Here is a 21,368-nt window from a genome sequence, read left to right as displayed (position 1 = left end):
AGGTCACCGCTATGGCTTTGCGCGATGAACGAAACAAGGATGGCCATGCGCGGATTACGTTGCGTCCTGATGACGGTCTTGCTGGCCGTCTGCGGGCTGGCGAGTGCGCCCGCGTTTGCGGAATCGCTGAACGGCTCCAGCCAGCATCTGATGATGAAGCTGGTCTCCGAAAGCGATCACCCCAAGGCCGGCGCGCCGCTGACGATTGCGCTGGCAACAACGCCCGAAACCGGCTGGCACGGCTATTGGCGCAACCCCGGCGATGCGGGCTTCCCGGCGACGTTCGACTGGACGCTGCCGGCGGGTGCGAAGGCCGGCGAGCCCGAATGGCCGGTGCCGACCACGCTGCTGATCGCGGGCCTGATGAACTATGTCTACGAGGCGCCCTATGCGCCGCTCGTGACGATCCAGGTTCCGGCGGGGCTGGCGGCGGGGACGAAATTCCCGATCCGGTTGAAGACGAGCTATCTGGTGTGCTCGGCGACGATCTGCGTGCCCGAGGAAAAGGCGCTGTCGCTCGACCTCACGATCGGTGACGGCGCGCCATCGCAGGCGGCGGCGTTCGCCGCCTGGCGACAGGCGATCCCGAAGCCACTCGATGCCGGCGCGACCTATGCCGCAAACAACGGCACCATGCGGATCGCCATCCCGTTCCCCGCAGGCGCGAAGGCCGACAAGGCGTATTTCTTCCCCGTCACCACCGGCGCGATCGAGAATGGCGCGGCGCAGACCGTGACGCGTGACGGAGACCGGCTGACGATCAGCACCAAGATCGCGGCCAATGCCAAGACCGGCGGGCCGATCGAGGGCGTGCTGCGGATCGGCGAAGGGCAGGGGCTCGGCGTTAAGGCTACGCCCGGTGCGGTCGGCGACGCGGCCGGCAGTGGCTCAACCAGCGCGAGCGGCGAGAGCCTCTGGCTGACCGCGCTGATCGCGTTCGCGGGCGCAGTGTTGGGCGGCCTGATCCTCAACATCATGCCGTGCGTATTCCCGATCCTCAGCCTCAAGGCGCTCAGCCTCGCGCGCGGCGGCGCCAGCGAGAAGGACGCGCGGGGCGAGGCGCTGGCCTATACCGCAGGCGTCGTTTTGGTCTGCCTCGGGCTAGGTGCCGCGATCCTGGCACTCCGTGCAGGCGGCTCGGCGGTCGGCTGGGCGTTCCAGTTGCAGCATCCCGGCGCGATCGTCGCGTTGCTGCTGTTGAGTGCGGCGATCGCATTCAATCTCGCCGGACTGTTCGAGGTGCCGACGCCGCGCTTTGCCGGCGAGAGCGGCGCGAGCGGGGCGTTCGCGACGGGCGCGCTGGCGGCGTTCATCGCGACGCCGTGCACCGGGCCGTTCATGGGCGCGGCGCTTGGCGCAGCGCTGGTGTTACCGTGGCCGGCGGCGCTCGCCGTGTTCGGCGGCCTCGGGATCGGCTTGTCGCTCCCGTTCCTCGCGATCGGGTTCATCCCGTCCTGGCGGCGGTGGTTGCCGAAGCCCGGCGTCTGGATGGAGACGTTCCGCCATATCCTGTCGGTGCCGATGTTCCTGACCGCAATCGCGCTCGGCTGGGTGCTCGGGCGCCAGACCGGCGTCGATACGCTGACGCTGGCCTTGGTCGCGGTGCTGGCGGTCGGCGCGGTGCTCTGGGTCGGTGGCACCCGCCAGCGCAAGGGCAAGGCGTTCGGCGTGGCGGCACAGGTTGCGCTGGCGGTGGTGTTCGTCGGCAGCGCGGTTCTGATCGCGCGCGCGCCACCGGCGGCGAAGGTCGCCACAGCAGGGGACGAGCCGTTCACCGAGGCCCGGCTTGCATCGCTGCGGGCCGAAAAGCGCCCGGTGTTCGTGTATTTCACCGCCGACTGGTGCCTGACGTGCAAGGTCAACGAGAAGGCTGCGATCGACACGACCGGCGTCCGCGATGCATTCGCACAGCACAAGGTGGCGGCGTTGATCGGCGACTGGACCGATGGCGACCCGGTGATGGGCCGCTTCATTCAGGCGCACAACCGCGCCGGGGTGCCACTGTATCTGTACTATGCGCCGGGTGCGGCCGAGCCGACTGTCCTGCCGCAAGTCCTGACGCCGGGCCTGCTCGAAGGGCTGGGTGCCTAAGCGTATTGCAATCTTCCCCGCCAGGGGGAGGTGGCGACGGAGGGGGAGGGGGCGACAAACACCGTTGCGTGTCCTCCCCCTCCGACTGGCAAGCGCCAGCCACCTTCCCCTGGCGAGGGAGGATCAACGACCACACCTCGTCAGTCATATTCTTGACTTGTGCAGCGCAGCGAAGCGTTGCAGCATGGAACCGTAACGCTTGATGGGGAATTGACCGTTCCGATGGGGAAACAGGCGTTCGACGAAATCATGGGGACGCCGGGCGATACGACCGCTCGTCCCGAACTTGCGGCTCTCGGGCATTGGATCGAGGAGACGCCTGACGCCGAGCTCCGTCGTCGGCAGGAAGCCGCCGAGACCACCTTCCGGCAGCTCGGCATCACCTTCGCGGTCTACGGCGAGAACGAAGCGGCCGAGCGGATCATTCCGTTCGATATCGTCCCCCGCGTTTTCCTGCACGACGAGTGGACCCGCTTGTCGGAAGGCCTCGTCCAGCGCGTCGATGCGATCAACGCATTCCTCAACGACATCTATGGCGAACGTCGCATCCTGAAAGAGGGCATCCTCCCCGAAGATCTGGTGCTCGGCAACGCACAATTCCGGCCCGAGATCGCCGGCATCCGGCCGCCGCACGGCGTATGGGCACATATTTGCGGCATCGACCTCGTCCGCACCGGCCCCGACGACTTCTTCGTGCTGGAGGACAATGCGCGCACGCCGTCCGGTGTCAGCTACATGCTCGAAAACCGCGAGGCGATGCTCCGGCTGTGCCCCGAACTCTTCCGCGAGTTCCGCGTCGCGGCGGTCGACAGCTATCCCGATCTGCTGCTCGAGACGATGAAGTCGGTCGCGCCGCACGGCACGGGCTCGAACCCGACCTGCGTGCTGCTGACGCCGGGCCATTACAATTCCGCCTATTACGAGCACAGCTTCCTCGCGGATTCGATGGGGATCGAGCTTGTCGAAGCGGCCGATCTGGTGGTCGACGACGACGTCGTCTGGATGCGCACGATCGCCGGGCGGGTGAAGGTCGACGTGATCTATCGCCGGATCGACGACGATTATCTCGACCCTCTCGTGTTTCGCCCGGACTCCGCGCTCGGCGTCCCCGGGCTGATCGCAGCCTATGCCGCCGGCAACGTCGCGATCATGAATGCGCCGGGCAACGGCATCGCCGACGACAAGGCGATCTACAGCTACATGCCCGATATCGTGAAGTTTTATTCGGGCGGCGAGTGCAAGCTGCGCAACGTCGAGACGTGGCGCTGCCGCGAACCGCAGGCGCTGCAATACGTCTTGGACAACCTCGAAGACGTCGTCGTCAAGCTGGTCGACGGCTCGGGCGGCTACGGCATGCTGGTCGGCCCGACCGCGTCGAAACAGGAGATCGAGGATTTCCGCGCTGCGCTGATCGCCGAGCCGCACCGCTATATCGCGCAGCCGACGCTGGCGCTGTCGACCGTCCCAACGATGGCCGATGGCGGCCTCTCCCCACGCCACGTCGATTTCCGTCCGTTCGTGCTGAGCGGATCGAAGGGCGTGCAGGTCGTGCCTGGCGGCCTTACCCGGGTCGCGCTCAAGGAGGGCTCGCTGGTGGTCAATTCCAGTCAGGGCGGCGGGACCAAGGATAGCTTCGTCCTGATGAAGGATCAGTCGCAGCGGATAGGAGCGGGTGGGATGACGCAGACGATGGGCGGCATGTCGCAGACGCTCGGCACGATGCTGCCGTCGGCGGGAGCGGACACCTGATGCTCTCGCGTACCGCATCGTCGCTCTACTGGCTCGGCCGCTATTTCGAGCGCGCCGATTTCATCGCCCGGCTGGTCGAGGCTACCGTGCGTCTCGACGTCCTTTCGTCACAGCCTGCGGGCGAGGCGGCCTGGGCCTCCGCGCTCGCCGTGACCGAGACCGAGGAACCGTTCGCGACGCTCGGCGGCAATCTTAGCCAGACCGAAGTCGTCCGCTTCCTGACGCTCGATTCGAGCCATCCCGGCTCGATCGTGCGCTGCGTCGACATGGCGCGCAACAACGCCAAGGCGGTGCGCACCGCGCTGACCCGTGAGGCGTGGACCGCAATCAATCGTGCGTGGCTGTTGTTCGAGAACCGGACGATCCCACGCAGCACGACCGACCAGATGAACCTGGTCGAGGCGGTAAAGACCGAGACACGCGGGTTCGAAGGCGCGATCCACCGGATGCTGCGCAACCAGACGACGTGGTTTATCCGGCTCGGGCAAGCGGTCGAGCGCGCCGACAACACGGCGCGGTTGCTGGACGTCAAATACCATATTTTGCTGCCCGAGGGGCAGAAGATCGGTGGCGCGATCGATCGCGACCAGTGGACCACGATCCTTCAGACCGTCTCCGCGGTAACCGCGTATCGCTGGTTGTATAGCGACGGTCTGAGGCCGGCCGACGTCATCGACTTGCTGATTGCCCGCGCAGAACTGCCGCGGAGCCTGGCGGCATCGGTCGAGGAGACGGTCGACGTGCTCAACCTGCTGGCAAAACGCACGGGCAATCACGGGGAGGCGGACAGGATGGCACGAATGCGGGCATCGCGAATGGCCAAGACGCGGTCGGGGGAAGTGATCGCCTCCGGGCTGCACCAGTATCTGCAGGCCTTCATCGCCGAGAACGCGCTGCTCCACGGCGCGATCGGCCGCCAGTTCAAGTTCCATTGATGCGGCTGTCGATCGATCATCATACGATCTACCGCTTCACCCAGCCACAGGGCCGGCTGGTCCAGATGCTCCGGCTTACGCCTGAGAATACGCACGACCAGACCGTGGCATCGTGGCGGATCGACGTCGATTGTGACGCGCGGTTGCGGCCGGGGCGTGACGGCTTCGGCAACGCGGTGACGATGCTGTACGCCGAGGGGCCGGTCGACGGGATCGAGATCACCGTTAAGGGTGAGGTGCTGACGAGTCACTCCGACGGCGTGCTGCACGGTGTCCACGAGACGTTGCCGCCCGCGCTGTTCCTGCGCGCGACCGAGGCGACGGCTTTCGACCCTGCGATCGCCGAGTTCGCGGCGGATGCGGTGGTCGGTGCACGCGATCGCGTCGGGGCGCTGCACCGGCTTAACCGGGCGCTGCATGGGCAGTTCGTCTTCGATGCCGGACGCCCCGAGCCCGGGCTCACCGCGGGTGCTGCATTCCGAAAGGATAGCGCTACGCCGCGCGACATGGCGCAGATCTTCGCGGTCGCGGCGCGGTCCTTGGGTGCACCTGCGCGGTACGTGTCGGGCTATCATCACAACGACCATGAGGTGGTGCATTTCCCGACCCCGCATGGCTGGGCTGAGGCGTATGTCGACGGGCTCGGCTGGGTCGGGTTCGATCCGTGCACGGGGATGTCGCCCGAGGAGCATTACGTGCGGGTCGCGATGGCGCTCGATGCCGCTGGGGCGGCGCCGGTCGCTGGATCGCGGTTGGGCGAGGGGGGTGAGGAACTCGACGTCGACGTTGTGGTGCAGCGGGAAGACTAAGACTGTTTCCCCGCGAAGGCGGGGACCCAGACTGGGCTCCCGCCTTCGCGGGAGAACAAGGCTTAGCCGGTTTTGCGGTATGACCACCCCGGCGAAGGCCGGGGCCCAATTGGCAAGGTGGTCGTAACTAAGGGCTATCTTGTGTTAGCAGCGTTTCCCAATTGGGCCCCGGCCTTCGCCGGGGTGATGGCTCATGAAGTGCCGCCGGGCCACCCAACTACCCTAGCTGCAACTCAGGCCGTCGCCGCGACCCGCGCAGGCGACGTCACCAGATCCGCATCCTCGAGCCGTCGCCATCCCGCCGGGCCCAGCACCTCGAGCGGCCGATACCGCGTCTTGTATCCCATCCGCGGCGAGCCCTTCACCCAATAGCCCAGGTACACGTACGGCAACCCGGCCTCGCGCGCGCGGATCAGATGGTCCATGATGATGAAATTGCCGAACCCCGGCCGGCTGTCCTCGTCCGCCGCAAAGAAGCTGTAGACCATCGACAGCCCGTCCGCCTGGCGATCGGTCAGGCAGGCGCCGATCAGCCGCCCGCGCGCGCCGTCGACCGAGGGCTCGCGGTACTCGACGATCACCGAATTGACCGGCGAATGCTCGATCATGTCGGCGTAATCGTCCTCGTCCATTCCGGCCATGCCGCCGCCCGGATGGCGCGTCCCGAGATAGCGGCGAAGCAACTGGAACTGCTCGTCGGTCGCCCACGCCTTGCACGCGGTCACTTCGACATCGCCGTTGCGCCTGAGCAACTTACGCTGCGTCGCGTTGGGCATGAATTCGTTCGTTACCACGCGGACCGACACGCACGCGGTACACCCGGCGCATGACGGTCGATACGCGACGCCCTGGCTGCGACGAAACCCGATCCGGCCGAGCGCATCGTTTAGCTCACTCGCATGCGGCCCGGTTAGCTCGGTGAACACTTTCCGCTCCTGCCGACCCGGCAGATACGGGCACGGCGACGGGCTGGTGACGAAGAAGCGCGGGAAACGAAAAGGCGCAGTCACCGAACCGGATGTCCTTCAGGGAAGCGCGAAAGGTCGCGTTCCACAGCATATGGTCGCGTCATGCAATACTGAAAAGCGCGTTTACCACGATAATGGGTTAATGCGCTAAATCCCCGCAGCACCGTGCTATTTATGCGAGCTCCACGGTCGAGGTCTCGTACCCGCCAGCGCGCAATGCGCCGACCAGCCGATCGAGATGCGCGCGGTCGCGGAGCTCGCATTCGATGTCGGTGATGAGACCCTTTGCCGGCAGCGTCGTGAAGACGCGCTGGTGATAGATCTCGATGATGTTGACGCGTTCCTGATCGAAGATCCGCGCGACGTGGAACAGCGCACCCGGCTTGTCCTGCAACCGGATACGCAGCCGTGCGAGCCGCCCCGACCGCGCCAGATCGCGCAGCAGCACGTTGGCGAGCAGCCGCGTATCGATATTGCCGCCGCATAAGACGATGCCGACGGTCCTTCCCGCGAACCGCTCGGGGTGCGACAGCAGCGCGGCGAGCCCGGCGGCCCCCGCGCCCTCGACCACCGTCTTCTCGATCTGGAGCAGCAGGCTGACCGATTCCTCGAGGCTCCGCTCACTGACCAATACGATATCATCGACCAGTTCGGCGACGATCTTCGACGTGATCGCACCGGGCTCCTTGACCGCGATGCCCTCGGCCAGCGTGTCGCCCGCGCACGGCATGTCGGTGCCGTTGATGCGGTTGTACATCGATGGAAACAGCTCGGCCTGCACGCCGACGATCTCGATCGGATGACCGCCGGCCTGCTGGCTCGCAGCACGCGCGACCGTCGACATGCCGGAGATCAGCCCGCCGCCGCCGATCGGGATGACCAGCGTATCGATCTGCGGCACGTCCTCGAGCATCTCGACCGCGACGGTCCCCTGGCCGGCGATGACGCGGGGGTCGTCGAACGGGTGGACGAAGGTGAAGCCGCACTCGCCCTCCAGGATGCGCGCGTGCGCGTAGGCCGCGTCGAACGTCTCGCCGTGCAGCACGACGTTGGCGCCGTGGCCTTCGGTCTGCATGACCTTCACGGTCGGCGTGTTGGTCGGCATCACGATCGTCGTCGGGATGCCGAGCCGGTTGGCGTGATAGGCGAGGCCCTGTGCGTGATTGCCGGCGGACGCCGCGATGACGCCCTTCGCGCGCGCCTCGGCCGACAGCTGCAACAGCGTGTTGAGCGCGCCACGCTCCTTGTACGCCGCGGTGAACTGGAGGTTCTCGAACTTCAGATACACCGTCGCCCCGGTCATCTGGCTCAGCGTCTTGCTGATCAGCGTCGGCGTGCGGACGATCGAGGCGCGGATCCGGTCGTGTGCGAGCCGGACGTCGTCGATCGAGACGGGGAGGGTGGGTGCCGCTACGGCAGCGTGGGTAGCCATGTCCGACCCGCTAGACCATCTGGCGCGCGCGGGAAACACCGCTTATGCGCGAAGGCTATGGCAATACCGGCATTTATCGGCACCGGAACGAGGGGCACAGCGATCGCGCCGTATCTCGTGGTGAGCAACCTGTTCATAACGGCTGATAAATCATGTGGCGTGGGTCAACATCCCGGCGTGCAAATGTGGAGAGTATCGAAGTGATGCGTTTTCTAATCTCCGCGGCTGCGATCGCGCTGCTGTCCACGCCCGCGCTTGCCGACGGGATCGTCGACAACGTCAACGGCATCACCGTAGCCGACGGCGGTCGCGTGATCCACTTCAAGGCGATCCTGATCGACAAGGATGGCAAGGTCACGCGGCTCGTGCCACCCGGCGAGGAAGCGCCCAAGCTCAGTCGTAAGGAATTGAAGAAGAACGCCGGCAAGCCGCTTTACGACTGGCGGATCGACATGGGTGGCAAGACCGTGCTGCCGGGCTTCATCGATGCGCACGGCCATGTGATCGAGATGGGCTTCGGCGCGCTGTCGCTCGACCTGTCGATGACCAAGTCGCTCGACGAGGCGAAGTCGCGGATCGCGGCGTACATCGCGGGCAATCCGGACCGGAAGTGGGTAATCGGGCGCGGGTGGAACCAGGAGGCCTGGGGGCTGGGGCGCTTCCCGACCGCGGCCGATCTCGAGTCCGTTTCCGGTGGCCACCCGATCTGGCTGTCGCGTGCCGATGGCCATGCGAGCTGGGCGAACCGCGAGGCGATGCGCGAGGCCGGCGTCACCGGCTCGACCGTCTCGCCTGCGAGCGGGCGGATCGAGAAGGTGGGCGGCGCGCCCGCGGGCGTGTTCGTCGATGGCGCGCAGGCGTTGATCGAGAAGGTCGTCCCGCAGCCGTTGCCCAAGGAGCGTGATGCCGCGTTCCTCACTGCGCAGAGCATCCTGCTGCGCTACGGCGTCACCGCGGTCGCCGACATGGGGACGACGCTCGACGACTGGCTGACCTATCGGCGGATGGCGGACATCGGCGGGCTTCGCGTCCGGATCATGAGCTATGCGATGGGCGTCGAGACCGCGAGCCGGATCGGCGGCAAGGGGCCGACGCCGTGGCTGTACAATGATCGCCTGCGGATGGGCGGCGTGAAGCTCTATGCCGATGGTGCGCTCGGCTCGCGCGGGGCGTGGCTGCTGAAGCCGTATTCGGACGCGCCGGGCCAGTCTGGGCTTGGTTTCCTCACCGACGACCAGCTCCAGAACCAGATGAGCCGGGCGGCGATGGACGGCTATCAGGTCGCGGTGCATGCGATCGGCGACAGGGCCAACGAGATGGTGCTCGATGCGATCCAGGTCGAGAGCGAGACCTATACCGGTGATCGCCGCTGGCGGATCGAGCATGCGCAGGTTGTCGATCCGATCGACCTGCCGCGGTTCGGCAAATTCGGCACGATCGCCTCGATGCAGCCGACGCACGCAACCAGCGACCGGACGATGGCGGAGGCACGGCTGGGGCCGAACCGGCTGGCCGGCGCCTATGCGTGGAAGTCGATGCTGACCAACGGCGCCAAGCTTGCCTTCGGCACCGACTTCCCGGTCGAGAAGCCCGATCCGTTCGCGACCTGGGCGGCGGCGTTTACGCGTCAGGATGCCGATGGTCAGCCGCAGGGCGGTTGGCAGCCGCAAGAATTGGTGACGCGCGAACAGGCGTGGTGGGCGATGACCGGCGCGGCGGCCTATGCCGGCTTTGCCGAGACGAAGTTCGGGGCGCTCGCGCCGGGCCAGCGCGCGGACTTCATCATCGTCGACCGCGATCCGACGATGGCCTCGCCGACCGACTTGCGCGCTACTATCGTGCAGGAGACTTGGATCGGCGGCGAGAAGGTATGGGTGCGCAAGTAACGTCCGTTACTGGCGCATCCGGATCAGCCCTTCCTGCGCGACGCTCGCCACGAGGCGGCCGTCCCGTGCGAAGATCTTGCCGCGATTGAAGCCGCGCGCGTGCCCCGACCATGGGCTGTCGCAGGCGAAGAGCAGCCAGTCATCCGCGCGGAAATCCTCATGCAGCCAGAGCGAATGGTCGAGGCTGGCGGTCTGCAGCCCCGGCGTGATCCAGTTCTTGCCATGCGGCAGAAGGGCCGTGCCGAGCAACGCCATGTCGGACGCATAGGCGAGGATCGCACGGTGCATCGCGGGATCGTCGCCGATCGGCGCGACCAGGCGGAACCAGTTGGCGTAGTTGGGCTCCTGCGGGACAGGGTCGATCCAACTGCGCGGGTTGACCGGACGCACCTCGATCGGCCGCCAGCGCAGCATGTGCGCGCGAAATTTCTCGGGGATGCCGTCGATGTTCTCGAGCCGCAGATCGCGGTCCGAGCGTAGCGTTTCCGGCGCAGGCACGTCGGGCATCGCGTCCTGATGGTGCAGGCCTTCCTCCGGCATCTGGAACGACGCCGCCATGTTGAGGATCGGCTGGCCCTTCTGCATCGCGATCACGCGACGGGTGGCGAAGCTACGACCCTCGAAATCGCGGACCACACGGTAGACGATCGGATAGTCCTCGTTGCCCGGGCGCATGAAATACGCGTGCAGCGAGTGCGCCGCCTTGGGGCTGTCGGTCGAGCGTTGTGCGGCCTGGAGCGCCTGCGCGATCACCTGTCCGCCAAACACGCGCCCGACCCCGCCGGGCTGGCGCTTGCCGACATAAAGATCGGTGTCGACCTCCTCGATCTCAAGCAGGTCGACGAGACCCTGGGCGAGTGCTTCGGGTGTTACTTCGGCAGTATCGGCAGGCATCTGACCTCCTTGTTCATCCGCGAAGGCGGGTGCCCAGTCTGGGCCCCCGCCTTCGCGGGGGTACAACCTACGGTCAATACCCGGCGGCTACCGCCAGCCGGTCCGCGTGGAAGTTCGCGTCGCCGAACATCTCGGCGAGCACTCGCGCACGCTTCATGTAGAAGCCGATGTCGTATTCGTCGGTCATGCCGATCCCGCCATGCATCTGGATGCCTTCCTGCACGCTAAGCGTGGTCGCCAGCGCGGTCATTGCCTTGGCCACCGACACCGCTTCGTCCGCCCGCTCGCTGCCCTGGTCGAGCAGCTGCTGTGCCTTGAGCACGGCGGCCCGCGCCACCTCCATCTCCGAATACAGATGCGCGGCACGATGCTGGAGCGCCTGGAAGCTGCCGATCAGCGTCCCGAACTGCTTGCGCTCCTTCATGTAGCCGATCGTCATGTCCATCGCCCCGCCGCCGACGCCGAGCAATTCCGCGGACGCACCGGTCCGCCCCGCGCGCAAAAGGCGATCGAGCGGGGTTCGGCCTGCGTCGACCTCGCCGATCACCGCATCCGCATCGACCTCGACGCCCTCGAACTCCAACCGCGCGGCCAAGCTCGAATCCGCGAGGCGTTCGGCGTTTGCCGTCAGCCCTGCGGCATCCTTCGGCACCGCGAACAGCGTGATACCGTCCGTGTCGTTATCCGACCCTCCGGTCCGCGCGGCGACGATGATCAGATCGGCGGTGTGGCCATGCGTGACGAACCGCTTGGCGCCGGTCAGCTTGAACCCGTTACCCGAGCGTTCGGCTTTCATCGCGACGGTGTCGCGGTGCTTAGCGCCCTCGTCGATCGCCAGCGCCGCGACGGTCTCGCCCGCGATGATACCGGGAAACCAGCGTTCGGCCTGCGCCGTGCCCTTGAGCGCCTCGACCGCCGCGACCGCGGTGGAGAGGAACGGGGAGGGCGACAGGTTGCGCCCGATCTCCTCCAGCACCACGCCCGCCTCAACATGGCCGAGCCCGAGCCCGCCCTGGTCCTCGCCGATCAGGATACCGGTAAAGCCCATCTCCGCGAACTGCTTCCACAGGTCACGCGAAAAACCGGTCTTGTCGTCGGCATCGCGCAACGCCCGCATGTGGCTCACGGGCGCGTGCTCCGCGACGAAATCGCGAATGGTGTCCTGAAGGACGGTCTGGTCGTCGTCTAGATACAGTGGCATTCTGGTTCCCCCGCGGAGGCGGGGGCCCAGGAGCCCCACGCGCAGCATTCGTGATTCTGGGCTCCCGCTTTCACGGGAGAACGGTCAAAGCTCAGGCAGGCAATTCCAAGATGCGCTTGGCGATGATGTTGAGCTGGATCTCGCTCGTCCCGCCCTCGATCGAGTTCGCCTTGGTCCGCAGCCACGACCGCGGGATCGCCCCGCCGCGCGACCGCTCGCTGTCCCATTCGAGCGCATCCGACCCGCCCGCCGCCATCATCAATTCATACCGACCCTTGTTCAGCTCGGTCCCGTAATATTTCATCATGCTCGGCTGAGCGGGATGCGCCTTGCCCGCCTTCAGCTCGTCGATGAACCGCTCCGACATCGCCCCGAACGCCTTCGCCCGAACCTCGAACAACGCGATCGACGCGCGCAGCAGCGGATCGGCCAGCCGCCCGTCATGCCCAAGCCCGACAGTCGCGATCGCCCCATCGATCAACGGATTGCCGCCGCTTGACGCCAGTCCCATCCCCGAGATCATCTCGCGCTCATGCCCGAGCAGGTATTTCGCGACGTCCCAGCCCTTGTTCTCCTCGTAGACGCGGTTGACCTTGGGCACCTCGACATTGTCGAAGAACGTCTCGCAGAACGGCGAATTACCGCTGATCAGCAGGATCGGCTTGGTCGACACGCCCGGCGAGGCCATGTCGAACAGCACGAAGCTGATCCCGCCCTGCTTCGACGTCTTGTCCGTGCGGACGAGGCAGAAGATCCAGTCCGCCTTGTCGGCATAGGACGTCCACACCTTTTGCCCGTTGACGAGATAATGGTCGCCCTTGTCCTCCGCCGAGGTGGCAAGTCCGGCAAGGTCGGAGCCTGCATTCGGCTCCGAATACCCCTGGCACCAGCGGATTTCGCCGCGTGCGATCTTGGTCAGGTGATCGAGCTTCTGCTCCTCGGTCCCGTATTTGAGCAATGCCGGCCCGAGCATAGAGATCCCGAACGAATTGAGCGGGTTACGCGCCTTTATTGCTGCCATCTCTTCGCGCAGAATCTTCGTCTCCGCAGGCGACAACCCACCGCCGCCATAGGCCTTGGGCCAGTCCGGCACGGTCCAGCCCTTGGCGGCCATCTTGTCGAGCCACTCCTTCTGCGCAGGGCTCGACGGCTTGAACTGGCGCCCGCCCCAGCAGACGTCGTCCTCCGAGCGCACCGGCTTGCGCATCTCGGGCGGGCAATTCTCCGCGAGCCACGCACGCGTTTCGGACCGGAAAGTATCGAGGTCGGACATCGGATCAGCTCCTGCTTAGTCGATTGCACAACGCGGCGACGGCGATCGCGTCGTGGTCGCGGTAACGGTTGGTGATGACCTGCACGCCGATCGGCAGGCCGCGCGGGTCGATCCCGACGGGCACGCTGGTCGCGGGCAGATTGGGGAAGGTGGCGAGACCGGCCCAGGCGAACTGGACGCCGAACGGGGTATCCTCGCCGTCTATCGACAGCGTGCGCCGCGCGACATTGCGATCGGCGATGTGCGGGAAGGCGTTCACGCCGCTGGCGGGCGCGATCACCGCGTCGAACTCTTCGAACAGTGCACCCCAGGCGCGTTGCAACCGCGCCTGGGAATCGAGCAGGTCGAACCAGTGCGACAGCGTCGCGACCTTGCCGTCGCGCGCCGGGCCGCCGCGGGTCATCGCGATACCGAGCATCCGCATATAGTCGGCATGCTGCGCGGCGAGGTCGATCGGTGGCTCGGCATGCGAAACGGTTGCGCCAGAGAAGCCCAGCGCCTCACCGACATGCTCGATCGCCGACACGATCGACGCATCGACGCGCGCCGCGGGATGTGCGGTCAGCAGCAGGATGCGCGGTCGGCCAAGATCGACGCGCGGGCGAGGCAGTGGAAGATCGGCTAGGACGTCGAGCGCAACGGCCAGATCCTCCGGATTGCGCGCGAGCGGTCCGATCACGCCGAGAGCCGCGCTCGCCCCATCGGTGCCGGGCACGCGGTGGCCGATATCGGACAAGGCGCCATAGGTCGGCTTGTGCCCCCAGACGCCACAGAACGCGGCCGGCACGCGGATCGAGCCGCCGATGTCGGAACCCAGTTCCAGCGGTACCATGCCCGACGCGAGCGCCGCCGCGGCACCGCCCGACGATCCGCCGGGGGTGAGGGTCGGATCGAGCGGATGATTGGTGCGACCGTAGATCGGGTTGTCCGCCTGCCAGTCGCTCAGCCGCACGGGCACGTTGGTCTTGCCGAGGATGACCGCGCCCGCCGCCTTGAGCCGGGTCACGGCCACCGCATCGCGGTCGACAATATTGTCGCGGTGAACGCCGACGCCCCAGCTGGTCGGCAGGCCGGCGACGTCGAACGATTCCTTCACCGTCATCGGCACGCCGAACAGCGGCCGATCGTCCGGACCTTCCGCATCAAGAGCGCGCGCCGCTTCCCGCGCACGCGCGAAATCGCGGACGACGACGGCATTGATCGCACCGTCGCGCGCCTCGATCCGCGCGATCGCCGCGTCGCATTCGGCGAGCGCGGTGGTCTCGCCCGCACGGATCGCCGCCGCGGTCTGGAGCGCGGACCGCTCCATCAGCGTGCGGTCGCCCGGGAGGTGCCGCGGCGTGCGGTCACTTCAACCGGCCGCCCGATGCGGCTGCGTCCTTCAGCGACTTGGCGACCGGGAAGCCGTATTTCTCGAGCCCCGTGACGACCTTCGCCAGGCCTTCCGACTGCGCCCAGAACATCGGGCCGCCGCGATAGACCGGCCAGCCATAGCCGTAGATCCAGACCACATCGACGTCGGATGCACGCTGTGCCTTGCCCTCTTCGAGGATCAGCGCGCCTTCGTTGACCATCGTGTAGAGCGTCCGCACGACGATCTCCTCGTCGCTGATCTCGCGCGGCGTTACGCCCGACTTCTTGCGGAAATCGTCGATGATCTCGGCGACGCGCGGGCTGTTCGAGGGCGTGCGCTTTTCGTCGTAATCATAGAAGCCCGCCTTGGTTTTCTGGCCCCAGCGGTTTTCGGCGGCCAGCGCATCGCGGATGTTCTCGATCCGGCTCGGGTCGCGGTGCCAGCCGATGTCGACGCCGGCAAGGTCGCTCATCTGGAACGGCCCCATCGGCATGCCGAACGCGACATGGACCTTGTCGATCTGCTCGGGGCTTGCGCCTTCGAGCAACAGTTTGGTCGCCTCGACCTGGCGCGGCATCAGCATGCGGTTGCCGATGAAGCCGTAGGTGACGCCCGCCACCACAGCCACTTTTTTGATCTTCTTGGCGAGCGCCATGACGGTCGCCAGCACGTCGTCCGCGGTCTTGTCACCGCGCACGACCTCGAGCAATTTCATGACGTTGGCCGGCGAGAAGAAGTGCATCCCGACCACGTCCTCGGGCCGCTTGGTGCACGCCGCGATTGCGTCGATATCCAGATACGACGTGTTCGACGCCAGGATCGCGCCCGGCTTGGCGATCGCGTCGAGCTTGGTGAAGATCTCCTTCTTCACCTCCATCGTCTCGTACACCGCTTCAATGATCAGGTCGCACTCCGCGAGGTCGGCAAAGTCGAGCGTCGGCTTCAGCGCGCCCATCGCCTGCTCGACCTGCTCGGGCTTCATCCGGCCCTTGGCGGCGGTCGCCTCGTAGTTCTTGCGCACGACGCCGGTGCCGCGGTCGAGCGCGTCCTGCTGCATCTCGACGATCGTCACGGGGATGCCCGCGGACAGGAAGTTCATCGAGATGCCGCCCCCCATCGTGCCCGCGCCGATCACGCCGACGCGCTTGATCTCGCGCAGCTTGGTGTCGGCCGGAACGTCGTCGATCTTGGCGGCCTGGCGCTCTGCGAAGAAGATGTGGCGTTGTGCGGCGGACTGTACGCCCATCATGAGCTTCATGAACTCCTGGCGTTCGAAGGCGATACCTTCCTCGAAGCTGGAGCCGTCCGCAGCCTTCTCGACGCAGGCGATGTTCGCGGCCGGTGCGTCGAAGTTACGGAAACGACGGGCGTTCTCCTTCTTGAACGCAGCCACGGCATCCGGATCGGCCTGCGCGGTCTTCTCGGACGCACGGGGCAGGGGACGCTTCGTCGCGATCTCTCGCGCAAAGGCGACGGCATCGGCCTCAAGGCTGTCTTCACCGACGATCTTGTCGATCAGGCCGGCGTCGAGCGCCTTCTTCGCCGAGATCGGATCGCCCTTCGCAGTCATTTCCAGCGCGAGCTTCACGCCGGCGATCCGCGGAATACGCTGCGTGCCGCCTGCGCCGGGGAGCAGGCCGAGCTTCACTTCGGGCGTGCCGATCTTCGCCGAGGGGACGGCGACGCGGTAATGGCAGCCGAGCGTGACTTCGCAGCCGCCGCCGAGCGCAGTACCGTGGATCGCCGCGACGACGGGCTTCGACGACGCCTCGATCATGTCGACGACGGTCGGCAGGCCGGGCTCGACCATTTCCTTGCCGAACTCGGTGATGTCGGCGCCCGCGAAGAACGTGCGCCCATCGCAGCGTATCACCATCGCGGTGATGCTGTCGTCCTTGACGCCTTCCTTGATCGCCGCTTCGAGGCCTTGGCGGACCGCGGCGCCGAGCGCGTTGACGGGCGGATTGTTCGAGATGATGACGAGCACGTCGTCATGGCGTTCTGTGCGGATCGGGCTGGTCATTGCAAACTTCTCCTGGTGCCGGCCCCGTCATCCCGGCGAACGCCGGGACCCAGAGCCAAAATGATTGTACGTGCGGCCCTGGGTCCCGGCGTCCGCCGGGATGACGGCCGTTAAAGGGATCAGGTCATCGCGGCGTAGATCATCGTCTTCAGTTCGCGACGGATGGGATAAACACTGCTCGGCGAAAGCTGCGTCATGAAGACCATCGAGACGCGCTCGACCGGGTCGACGAAGAACGCGGTCGAGAACATCCCGCCCCAGTAGAATTCGCCCTTCGACCCCGGCACCATCGTCTTGGCGATGTCGTCGGTGATCGCGAACCCCAGCCCGAAGCCGGTGCCGGCGTTCGACGCCTCGCTGAACAGCGACTTCGACATCGTCGCGAGATCGGATTTTCCGGGCAGGTGGTTCTGCGTCATCAGGTCGAGCGTCTTCCGCCCGAGGATGCGCGCGCCGTCGAGTTCGCCGCCGTTCAGCAGCATGGTGTTGAACCGGTGGTAATCGAGCGCGGTCGAGACGAGCCCGCCGCCGCCGGACACGAGCTTGGGCTGCCGGCTCCACGCGCTCTCGGCGCCGCGATCGTACATCACGCGGCCTTTACCCGCGACGAGCGTGTAGCAGTCGGTCAGGCGGTCGAGCTTGTCGGCGGGGACCTGGAAGAAGGTGTTGTCCATCTTCAGCGGCGCGAAGATGCGCTCGTTGAAGAACTGGTCGAGCGGCAGGCCCGACACGCGCTGCACGACCGCGCCGAGCACGTCGGTCGCGACCGAATAATTCCACGCGGTGCCGGGCGAGAATTCGAGCGGGATCTTCGCCAGTGCGCCGATGAAGCCGTCGAGGTCATACCCGCCATGCCAGCCCTCGATCTTGCCGTCCCGGTACGCGGCATCGACGTTCGAGCGGTTCTGGAAGCTATACGTCAGCCCCGAAGTATGCCGGAGCAGGTCGACCATCCGCATCGGCTCGGCGGTCGGCCTGGTCACGAAGGGCACGCCGCCACCGCCGCCATTATAGACGCCGATATCCTTGAACTCGGGCAGCACGTGGTGGACCGGCGTATCGACCGCAACGAGGCCCTGTTCGACCAGCATCATGAACGCGACCGAGGTGATCGGCTTGGTCATCGACGCGATCCGGAACAGCGATCCTTCGTCGACGCTCTTGCCGCCCTCACGCGCCGCGCCCGCGTTCGAGAAATGGACGATCTCGCCGTCGCGCGCGATCAACAGTTGCGCGTTCGGCAGCTTGCCCGAATCGATGTAGCGCGTCTGCAGCAGCGTATCGATCGCCGCCAACCGGCACGCGTCGAAGCCATGCGCGGCAGGTTCAGCGATTTTCACGATTCGACCGTCCGTGTCATAACTCGCTCCATACCCCTAGTTCGAACTTGGTGCCTCTATTGCCTTGAGTGCAGCAGGAATCAACTATAACCTGTCTTCGAACAGGCGATAAGCCAAACCCGAAATTCAACTCTGGAGTCAACCGGTCTTGGCAAGCGAACCGATCATCGCACTCGATCCCTCCTGGCCGGCGATGTCGCTCGCCGATGCCGAGCGAATGCTGACCGCGCCCGGCGCGAAGTTCGAGATGGAGACGATCACGATCGGCGGCATCGAGACGCGCATCTGGAAGAACGCGCCACCATCGTTGCGCTGGCTGGCCGAGGCCGCGCGCGCGCATGGCGACCGGGTCTTCACCGCGTACGAGGACGAGCGCGTCACCTACGAGGCGAATTTTGGTGCGATCGCGGTGCTGGCCCACCGGTTGCGCGAGATGGGGATAGGCCCCGGCGACCGCGTCGCGCTGGCGATGCGCAACCTCCCCGAATGGCCGGTCGCTTTCTTTGCGGGTGCGAGCATCGGCGCGATCATGGTGCCGCTCAATGCGTGGTGGACCGGCGCGGAGATGGAATACGGGCTCGCCGATTCGGGCGCCCGCGTGCTGATCACCGACGACGAACGGCATCATCGGCTGGAGGCGGCCTATGCGACGCTGCCGGCGCTGGAGCACGTGTTCGTCGCGCGCGCCGCGGAACCGCTGACGGGGATCGTGACGCGGCTGGAGGACGTGATCGGCACCCCGCACGACTGGGCGGCGCTACCCGATGTAGGCCTCCCCGAAGCGACTATCGCACCCGACGACGATGCGACGATCTTCTACACGAGCGGCACCACCGGCGCACCGAAGGGAGCGCTCGGCACGCATCGCAACATGATGTCGAACATCCTGTCGGGCGGGTATTCCTCGGCGCGCTCGTTCCTGCGACGCGGCGAGGCACCGCCCGAGCCGACGCCGCGCGTGACCTTGACCGTGATCCCGCTGTTCCACGTCACCGCCTGCTCGGCGGGGATGATGGGGGTGATCGCGACCGGCAGTACGATGATCTTCATGCGCAAATGGGACACGATCCGCGCGATGGAGATCATCGAGCGCGAGAAGGTCAACATCACCGGCGGCGTGCCGACCATCGCGTGGCAGTTGCTCGAGCATCCCGACCGCGAGAAATACGACCTCTCGTCGCTCGAATCGATCGCTTATGGCGGAGCGCCTGCGGCACCGGAACTGGTGAAGCGCATCCACGCCGAGTTCGGCGCGATGCCCGGCAATGGCTGGGGCATGACCGAGACGATGGCGACCGTCACGCATCATGGCGGCGAGGATTACCTCAACCGCCCGACCAGTGCGGGACCACCAGTCGCGGCGGCCGACCTGAAGATCGTGGCGGATGACGGCGTGACGGAGATGCCTCTGGGCGAGGTCGGCGAACTCTGGGCGCGCGGACCGATGATCGTGAAGGGGTACTGGAACAAGCCCGACGCGACCGCCTCGACCTTCGTCGACGGCTGGGTGCGAACCGGCGATCTCGCGCGCCTCGACGACGAAGGATTTTGCTACATCGTCGACCGGGCCAAGGACATGATCATCCGCGGCGGCGAGAACATCTACTCCAGCGAGGTCGAGAACGTCCTCTACGCGCACCCCGCGGTGACCGACGCGGCGCTGATCGGCATCCCGCACCGGATCCTCGGCGAGGAACCGGCGGCGGTGGTGCATCTCGCACCGGGGGCGGTAACGACCGAGGCGGAGTTGCAGGGCTGGGTCCGGCAGCATCTGGCAGCGTTCAAGACGCCGGTCGCGGTGCGGTTCGTGCATGAGACTTTGCCGCGGAATGCGAACGGGAAGATCTTGAAGAAGGATCTGCAGGTGCTGTTCGAGGACCGGGTGGGGGTGTCGGCTTAGGAGGCCATAACTGATACTGCGCCGTCATCCTGACGAACGTCAGGACTCTGGGTAATGGAGGGCAGCGCTTTTGGGCTCTGGGTCCTGACTTTCGTCAGGATGACGGAGAGCGGGGGGCTTGGGATCAAGACATGATCGGACATGCCGCGGTCTTTTCGAGAATTCCATCGCGCTGGCACCGCGCACCGCTTGAATGCCGACCGCGTTTACGGGATGGGAGTGGCAAAGGAATTGCCATGACGGACGAGGGTCTTCGCCAGGAAACGCATCAACCGCAGAGCGGGGACGGCGTCGTTGCAGAAGGTCCGCCGGCCGAGAGTGCGTTTGGGTTGCCGATCGCGGTCGGGGTCGAGGATGCGATGCGGATCGCGCAGCGTCGAGATCGGTTGCTCGCGGCGCTGACTCTGACCGCTGGCGTCGGCCTGATCCTCGCGACGCCGTTCGCGCTCAAGTCGGGCGCGGAGTTCTTCCTGCCGCTGACGATCGCGCTCGTGATTTCGGTCGCGCTCGTGCCTGTGCTGGAATGGCTCGAGCGGCGTCATGTGCCGTCGCCGCTCGCCGCGATCCTGTGCATTCTCGTTTTCCTGATCGCCGCGAACATCGCGATCGCCGCGATCCTCGTGCCTGCGACCGACTTCTTCCGGTTACTGCCGACCCGACTGGATCGGATTCAAAGCAACCTCGCACCGCTGCTCGACCTGTATTCGAGCCTTGAGAAATACGTGAACAAGACGCTGCGGCAGGTCGCTTCGACACCGATCAAGCAGCCGGCGACCGCAGGGGTTGCCGCGCCGGGGTCGATCCTCGAACTTGCGGCGACGTCGGCTCCGGCGGTTATCGTACAGTTCCTGTTCGGTGTCCTGATCGTGTTCTTCTTTTTGTCGGGCTGGACGCGGATGCGGCGGCAGACGATCACCGGGCGGACCAGCTTCGACGGGGCGATGGCGACCGCTCGGGTGATCCAGGATATCGTCGATGACGTGTCGGCGTATCTCGGCACGATCACGCTGATCAACATCGTGCTCGGGATCGTCACGGGCACCGCGCTGTGGTTCATCGGCATGCCGTATCCGGCGATGTGGGGCGGGATCGTCGCGCTGCTCAATTATATCCCGTATTTCGGGCCGGTGATCGGCGCGTTCCTGCTCGCGCTGGGCGGGCTGATGACGTTCTCGGACATCTGGATGGCGATGCTGCCGCCGGCGCTGATGTACGGGCTGCACCTGGTCGAGGCGAACGCGATCACGCCGTTCGTGGTCGGGCACCGGCTGACGATCAGTCCGTTGCTGATCCTGATCTCGCTGAGCTTCTGGGGATGGGTGTGGGGCACGTCGGGCGCGTTGCTCGCGGTGCCGCTGCTGATCATAATCCAGACAATCGTGAAGGCCGCCGGCAAGCCCGACATCGCCGGGTTCCTGTTCGAGCACGGGACGTTGGTGCAGCCCAAGACCGGGCGAAATCGCCGTCGTGGCGACCCGCCTGAGGCACAACGTGAAACTGGCGGATAATTTGG

The 21,368-nt window shown here is 66.1% G+C and carries 15 protein-coding genes; 7 read left to right on the top strand and 8 right to left on the bottom strand.

Annotation, left to right across the window (positions count from 1 at the left end; translation table 11 throughout):
* The first annotated feature begins 45 nt into the window (after nucleotides 1-45).
* From C8J40_RS09260 to C8J40_RS09245, 4 genes are all read left to right on the top strand, one after another.
* Nucleotides 46-2,091: a protein-disulfide reductase DsbD domain-containing protein gene (locus C8J40_RS09260; RefSeq protein ID WP_207901183.1), complete on the top strand. Its 2,046-nt coding sequence runs from the start codon at nucleotides 46-48 to the stop codon at nucleotides 2,089-2,091.
* A gap of 222 nt (nucleotides 2,092-2,313) precedes the next feature.
* Nucleotides 2,314-3,840, top strand: coding sequence for a circularly permuted type 2 ATP-grasp protein (locus C8J40_RS09255; RefSeq protein WP_132896980.1), 1,527 nt, complete (start codon nucleotides 2,314-2,316; stop codon nucleotides 3,838-3,840).
* Nucleotides 3,840-4,775, top strand: a complete 936-nt coding sequence (locus C8J40_RS09250; RefSeq protein ID WP_132739993.1) for an alpha-E domain-containing protein — start codon at nucleotides 3,840-3,842, stop codon at nucleotides 4,773-4,775. Before C8J40_RS09255 ends, C8J40_RS09250 begins: the two co-directional genes overlap by 1 nt.
* Nucleotides 4,775-5,584, top strand: a complete 810-nt coding sequence (locus C8J40_RS09245) for a transglutaminase family protein (RefSeq protein ID WP_132739990.1) — start codon at nucleotides 4,775-4,777, stop codon at nucleotides 5,582-5,584. Before C8J40_RS09250 ends, C8J40_RS09245 begins: the two co-directional genes overlap by 1 nt.
* Nucleotides 5,585-5,817: 233 nt before the next feature.
* On the opposite strand, the gene C8J40_RS09240 is transcribed toward C8J40_RS09245, so the two are convergent.
* Both C8J40_RS09240 and C8J40_RS09235 read right to left on the bottom strand, forming a co-directional pair.
* Entirely contained in the window at nucleotides 5,818-6,594 is a 777-nt protein-coding gene (locus tag C8J40_RS09240; protein WP_132896783.1) for an arginyltransferase, read from the bottom strand.
* Nucleotides 6,595-6,724: 130 nt separating this feature from the next.
* Entirely contained in the window at nucleotides 6,725-7,984 is a 1,260-nt protein-coding gene (locus tag C8J40_RS09235) for a threonine ammonia-lyase (RefSeq protein ID WP_132739984.1), read from the bottom strand.
* Between the two features lie 203 nt (nucleotides 7,985-8,187).
* Between C8J40_RS09235 and C8J40_RS09230 the strand changes: the two genes are divergently transcribed.
* Nucleotides 8,188-9,870, top strand: coding sequence for an amidohydrolase (locus tag C8J40_RS09230; protein WP_132896782.1), 1,683 nt, complete (start codon nucleotides 8,188-8,190; stop codon nucleotides 9,868-9,870).
* 6 nt (nucleotides 9,871-9,876) lie between these two features.
* Here the strand turns inward: C8J40_RS09230 and C8J40_RS09225 are convergent, their stop codons facing one another.
* From C8J40_RS09225 to C8J40_RS09200, 6 genes are all read right to left on the bottom strand, one after another.
* Nucleotides 9,877-10,764 (bottom strand): acyl-CoA thioesterase II, encoded by an 888-nt coding sequence (locus C8J40_RS09225; RefSeq protein WP_132896781.1) that lies wholly within the window; start codon nucleotides 10,762-10,764, stop codon nucleotides 9,877-9,879.
* Nucleotides 10,765-10,837: 73 nt separating this feature from the next.
* A complete protein-coding gene (locus C8J40_RS09220) occupies nucleotides 10,838-11,965 on the bottom strand; it encodes an acyl-CoA dehydrogenase (protein ID WP_132896780.1) in 1,128 nt (375 codons plus the stop codon).
* Nucleotides 11,966-12,056: 91 nt separating this feature from the next.
* A complete protein-coding gene (locus tag C8J40_RS09215; RefSeq protein ID WP_121885210.1) occupies nucleotides 12,057-13,238 on the bottom strand; it encodes an acyl-CoA dehydrogenase family protein in 1,182 nt (393 codons plus the stop codon).
* 4 nt (nucleotides 13,239-13,242) lie between these two features.
* Nucleotides 13,243-14,547, bottom strand: coding sequence for an amidase family protein (locus tag C8J40_RS09210; protein ID WP_132896779.1), 1,305 nt, complete (start codon nucleotides 14,545-14,547; stop codon nucleotides 13,243-13,245).
* Between the two features lie 37 nt (nucleotides 14,548-14,584).
* Nucleotides 14,585-16,615 carry a 3-hydroxyacyl-CoA dehydrogenase NAD-binding domain-containing protein gene (locus C8J40_RS09205; RefSeq protein WP_132896778.1) on the bottom strand — a complete coding sequence of 677 codons (2,031 nt, stop codon included), beginning with the start codon at nucleotides 16,613-16,615 and terminating at the stop codon, nucleotides 14,585-14,587.
* 119 nt (nucleotides 16,616-16,734) lie between these two features.
* Nucleotides 16,735-17,955, bottom strand: coding sequence for a serine hydrolase domain-containing protein (locus C8J40_RS09200; protein ID WP_132896777.1), 1,221 nt, complete (start codon nucleotides 17,953-17,955; stop codon nucleotides 16,735-16,737).
* A 193-nt stretch (nucleotides 17,956-18,148) separates the two neighbouring features.
* Here C8J40_RS09200 and C8J40_RS09195 point away from each other — a divergent pair, with 193 nt between their 5' ends.
* On the top strand, nucleotides 18,149-19,855 hold the full coding sequence (locus C8J40_RS09195; protein WP_132896979.1) for a class I adenylate-forming enzyme family protein: 1,707 nt from the start codon (nucleotides 18,149-18,151) through the stop codon (nucleotides 19,853-19,855).
* 359 nt (nucleotides 19,856-20,214) lie between these two features.
* Nucleotides 20,215-21,363, top strand: coding sequence for an AI-2E family transporter (locus C8J40_RS09190; RefSeq protein WP_093398070.1), 1,149 nt, complete (start codon nucleotides 20,215-20,217; stop codon nucleotides 21,361-21,363).
* The last annotated feature ends 5 nt before the right edge of the window (nucleotides 21,364-21,368 follow it).

It is taken from the genome of Sphingomonas sp. PP-CC-3A-396 (assembly GCF_004343105.1).
In the GTDB taxonomy this organism is placed as follows: domain Bacteria; phylum Pseudomonadota; class Alphaproteobacteria; order Sphingomonadales; family Sphingomonadaceae; genus Sphingomonas.
This window is presented reverse-complemented; position numbering and strand designations above follow the sequence as displayed.

Bases quoted from the DNA above. Each gene is read 5' to 3' on its own strand.
- C8J40_RS09260 (WP_207901183.1), top strand. From the start codon at position 46: ATGCGCGGATTACGTTGCGTCCTGATGACGGTCTTGCTGGCCGTCTGC.
- C8J40_RS09255 (WP_132896980.1), top strand. From the start codon at position 2,314: ATGGGGAAACAGGCGTTCGACGAAATCATGGGGACGCCGGGCGATACG.
- C8J40_RS09250 (WP_132739993.1), top strand. From the start codon at position 3,840: ATGCTCTCGCGTACCGCATCGTCGCTCTACTGGCTCGGCCGCTATTTC.
- C8J40_RS09245 (WP_132739990.1), top strand. From the start codon at position 4,775: ATGCGGCTGTCGATCGATCATCATACGATCTACCGCTTCACCCAGCCA.
- C8J40_RS09235 (WP_132739984.1), bottom strand. From the start codon at position 7,984: ATGGCTACCCACGCTGCCGTAGCGGCACCCACCCTCCCCGTCTCGATC.
- C8J40_RS09230 (WP_132896782.1), top strand. From the start codon at position 8,188: ATGCGTTTTCTAATCTCCGCGGCTGCGATCGCGCTGCTGTCCACGCCC.
- C8J40_RS09225 (WP_132896781.1), bottom strand. From the start codon at position 10,764: ATGCCTGCCGATACTGCCGAAGTAACACCCGAAGCACTCGCCCAGGGT.
- C8J40_RS09220 (WP_132896780.1), bottom strand. From the start codon at position 11,965: ATGCCACTGTATCTAGACGACGACCAGACCGTCCTTCAGGACACCATT.
- C8J40_RS09215 (WP_121885210.1), bottom strand. From the start codon at position 13,238: ATGTCCGACCTCGATACTTTCCGGTCCGAAACGCGTGCGTGGCTCGCG.
- C8J40_RS09210 (WP_132896779.1), bottom strand. From the start codon at position 14,547: ATGGAGCGGTCCGCGCTCCAGACCGCGGCGGCGATCCGTGCGGGCGAG.
- C8J40_RS09205 (WP_132896778.1), bottom strand. From the start codon at position 16,615: ATGACCAGCCCGATCCGCACAGAACGCCATGACGACGTGCTCGTCATC.
- C8J40_RS09195 (WP_132896979.1), top strand. From the start codon at position 18,149: ATGTCGCTCGCCGATGCCGAGCGAATGCTGACCGCGCCCGGCGCGAAG.
- C8J40_RS09190 (WP_093398070.1), top strand. From the start codon at position 20,215: ATGCGGATCGCGCAGCGTCGAGATCGGTTGCTCGCGGCGCTGACTCTG.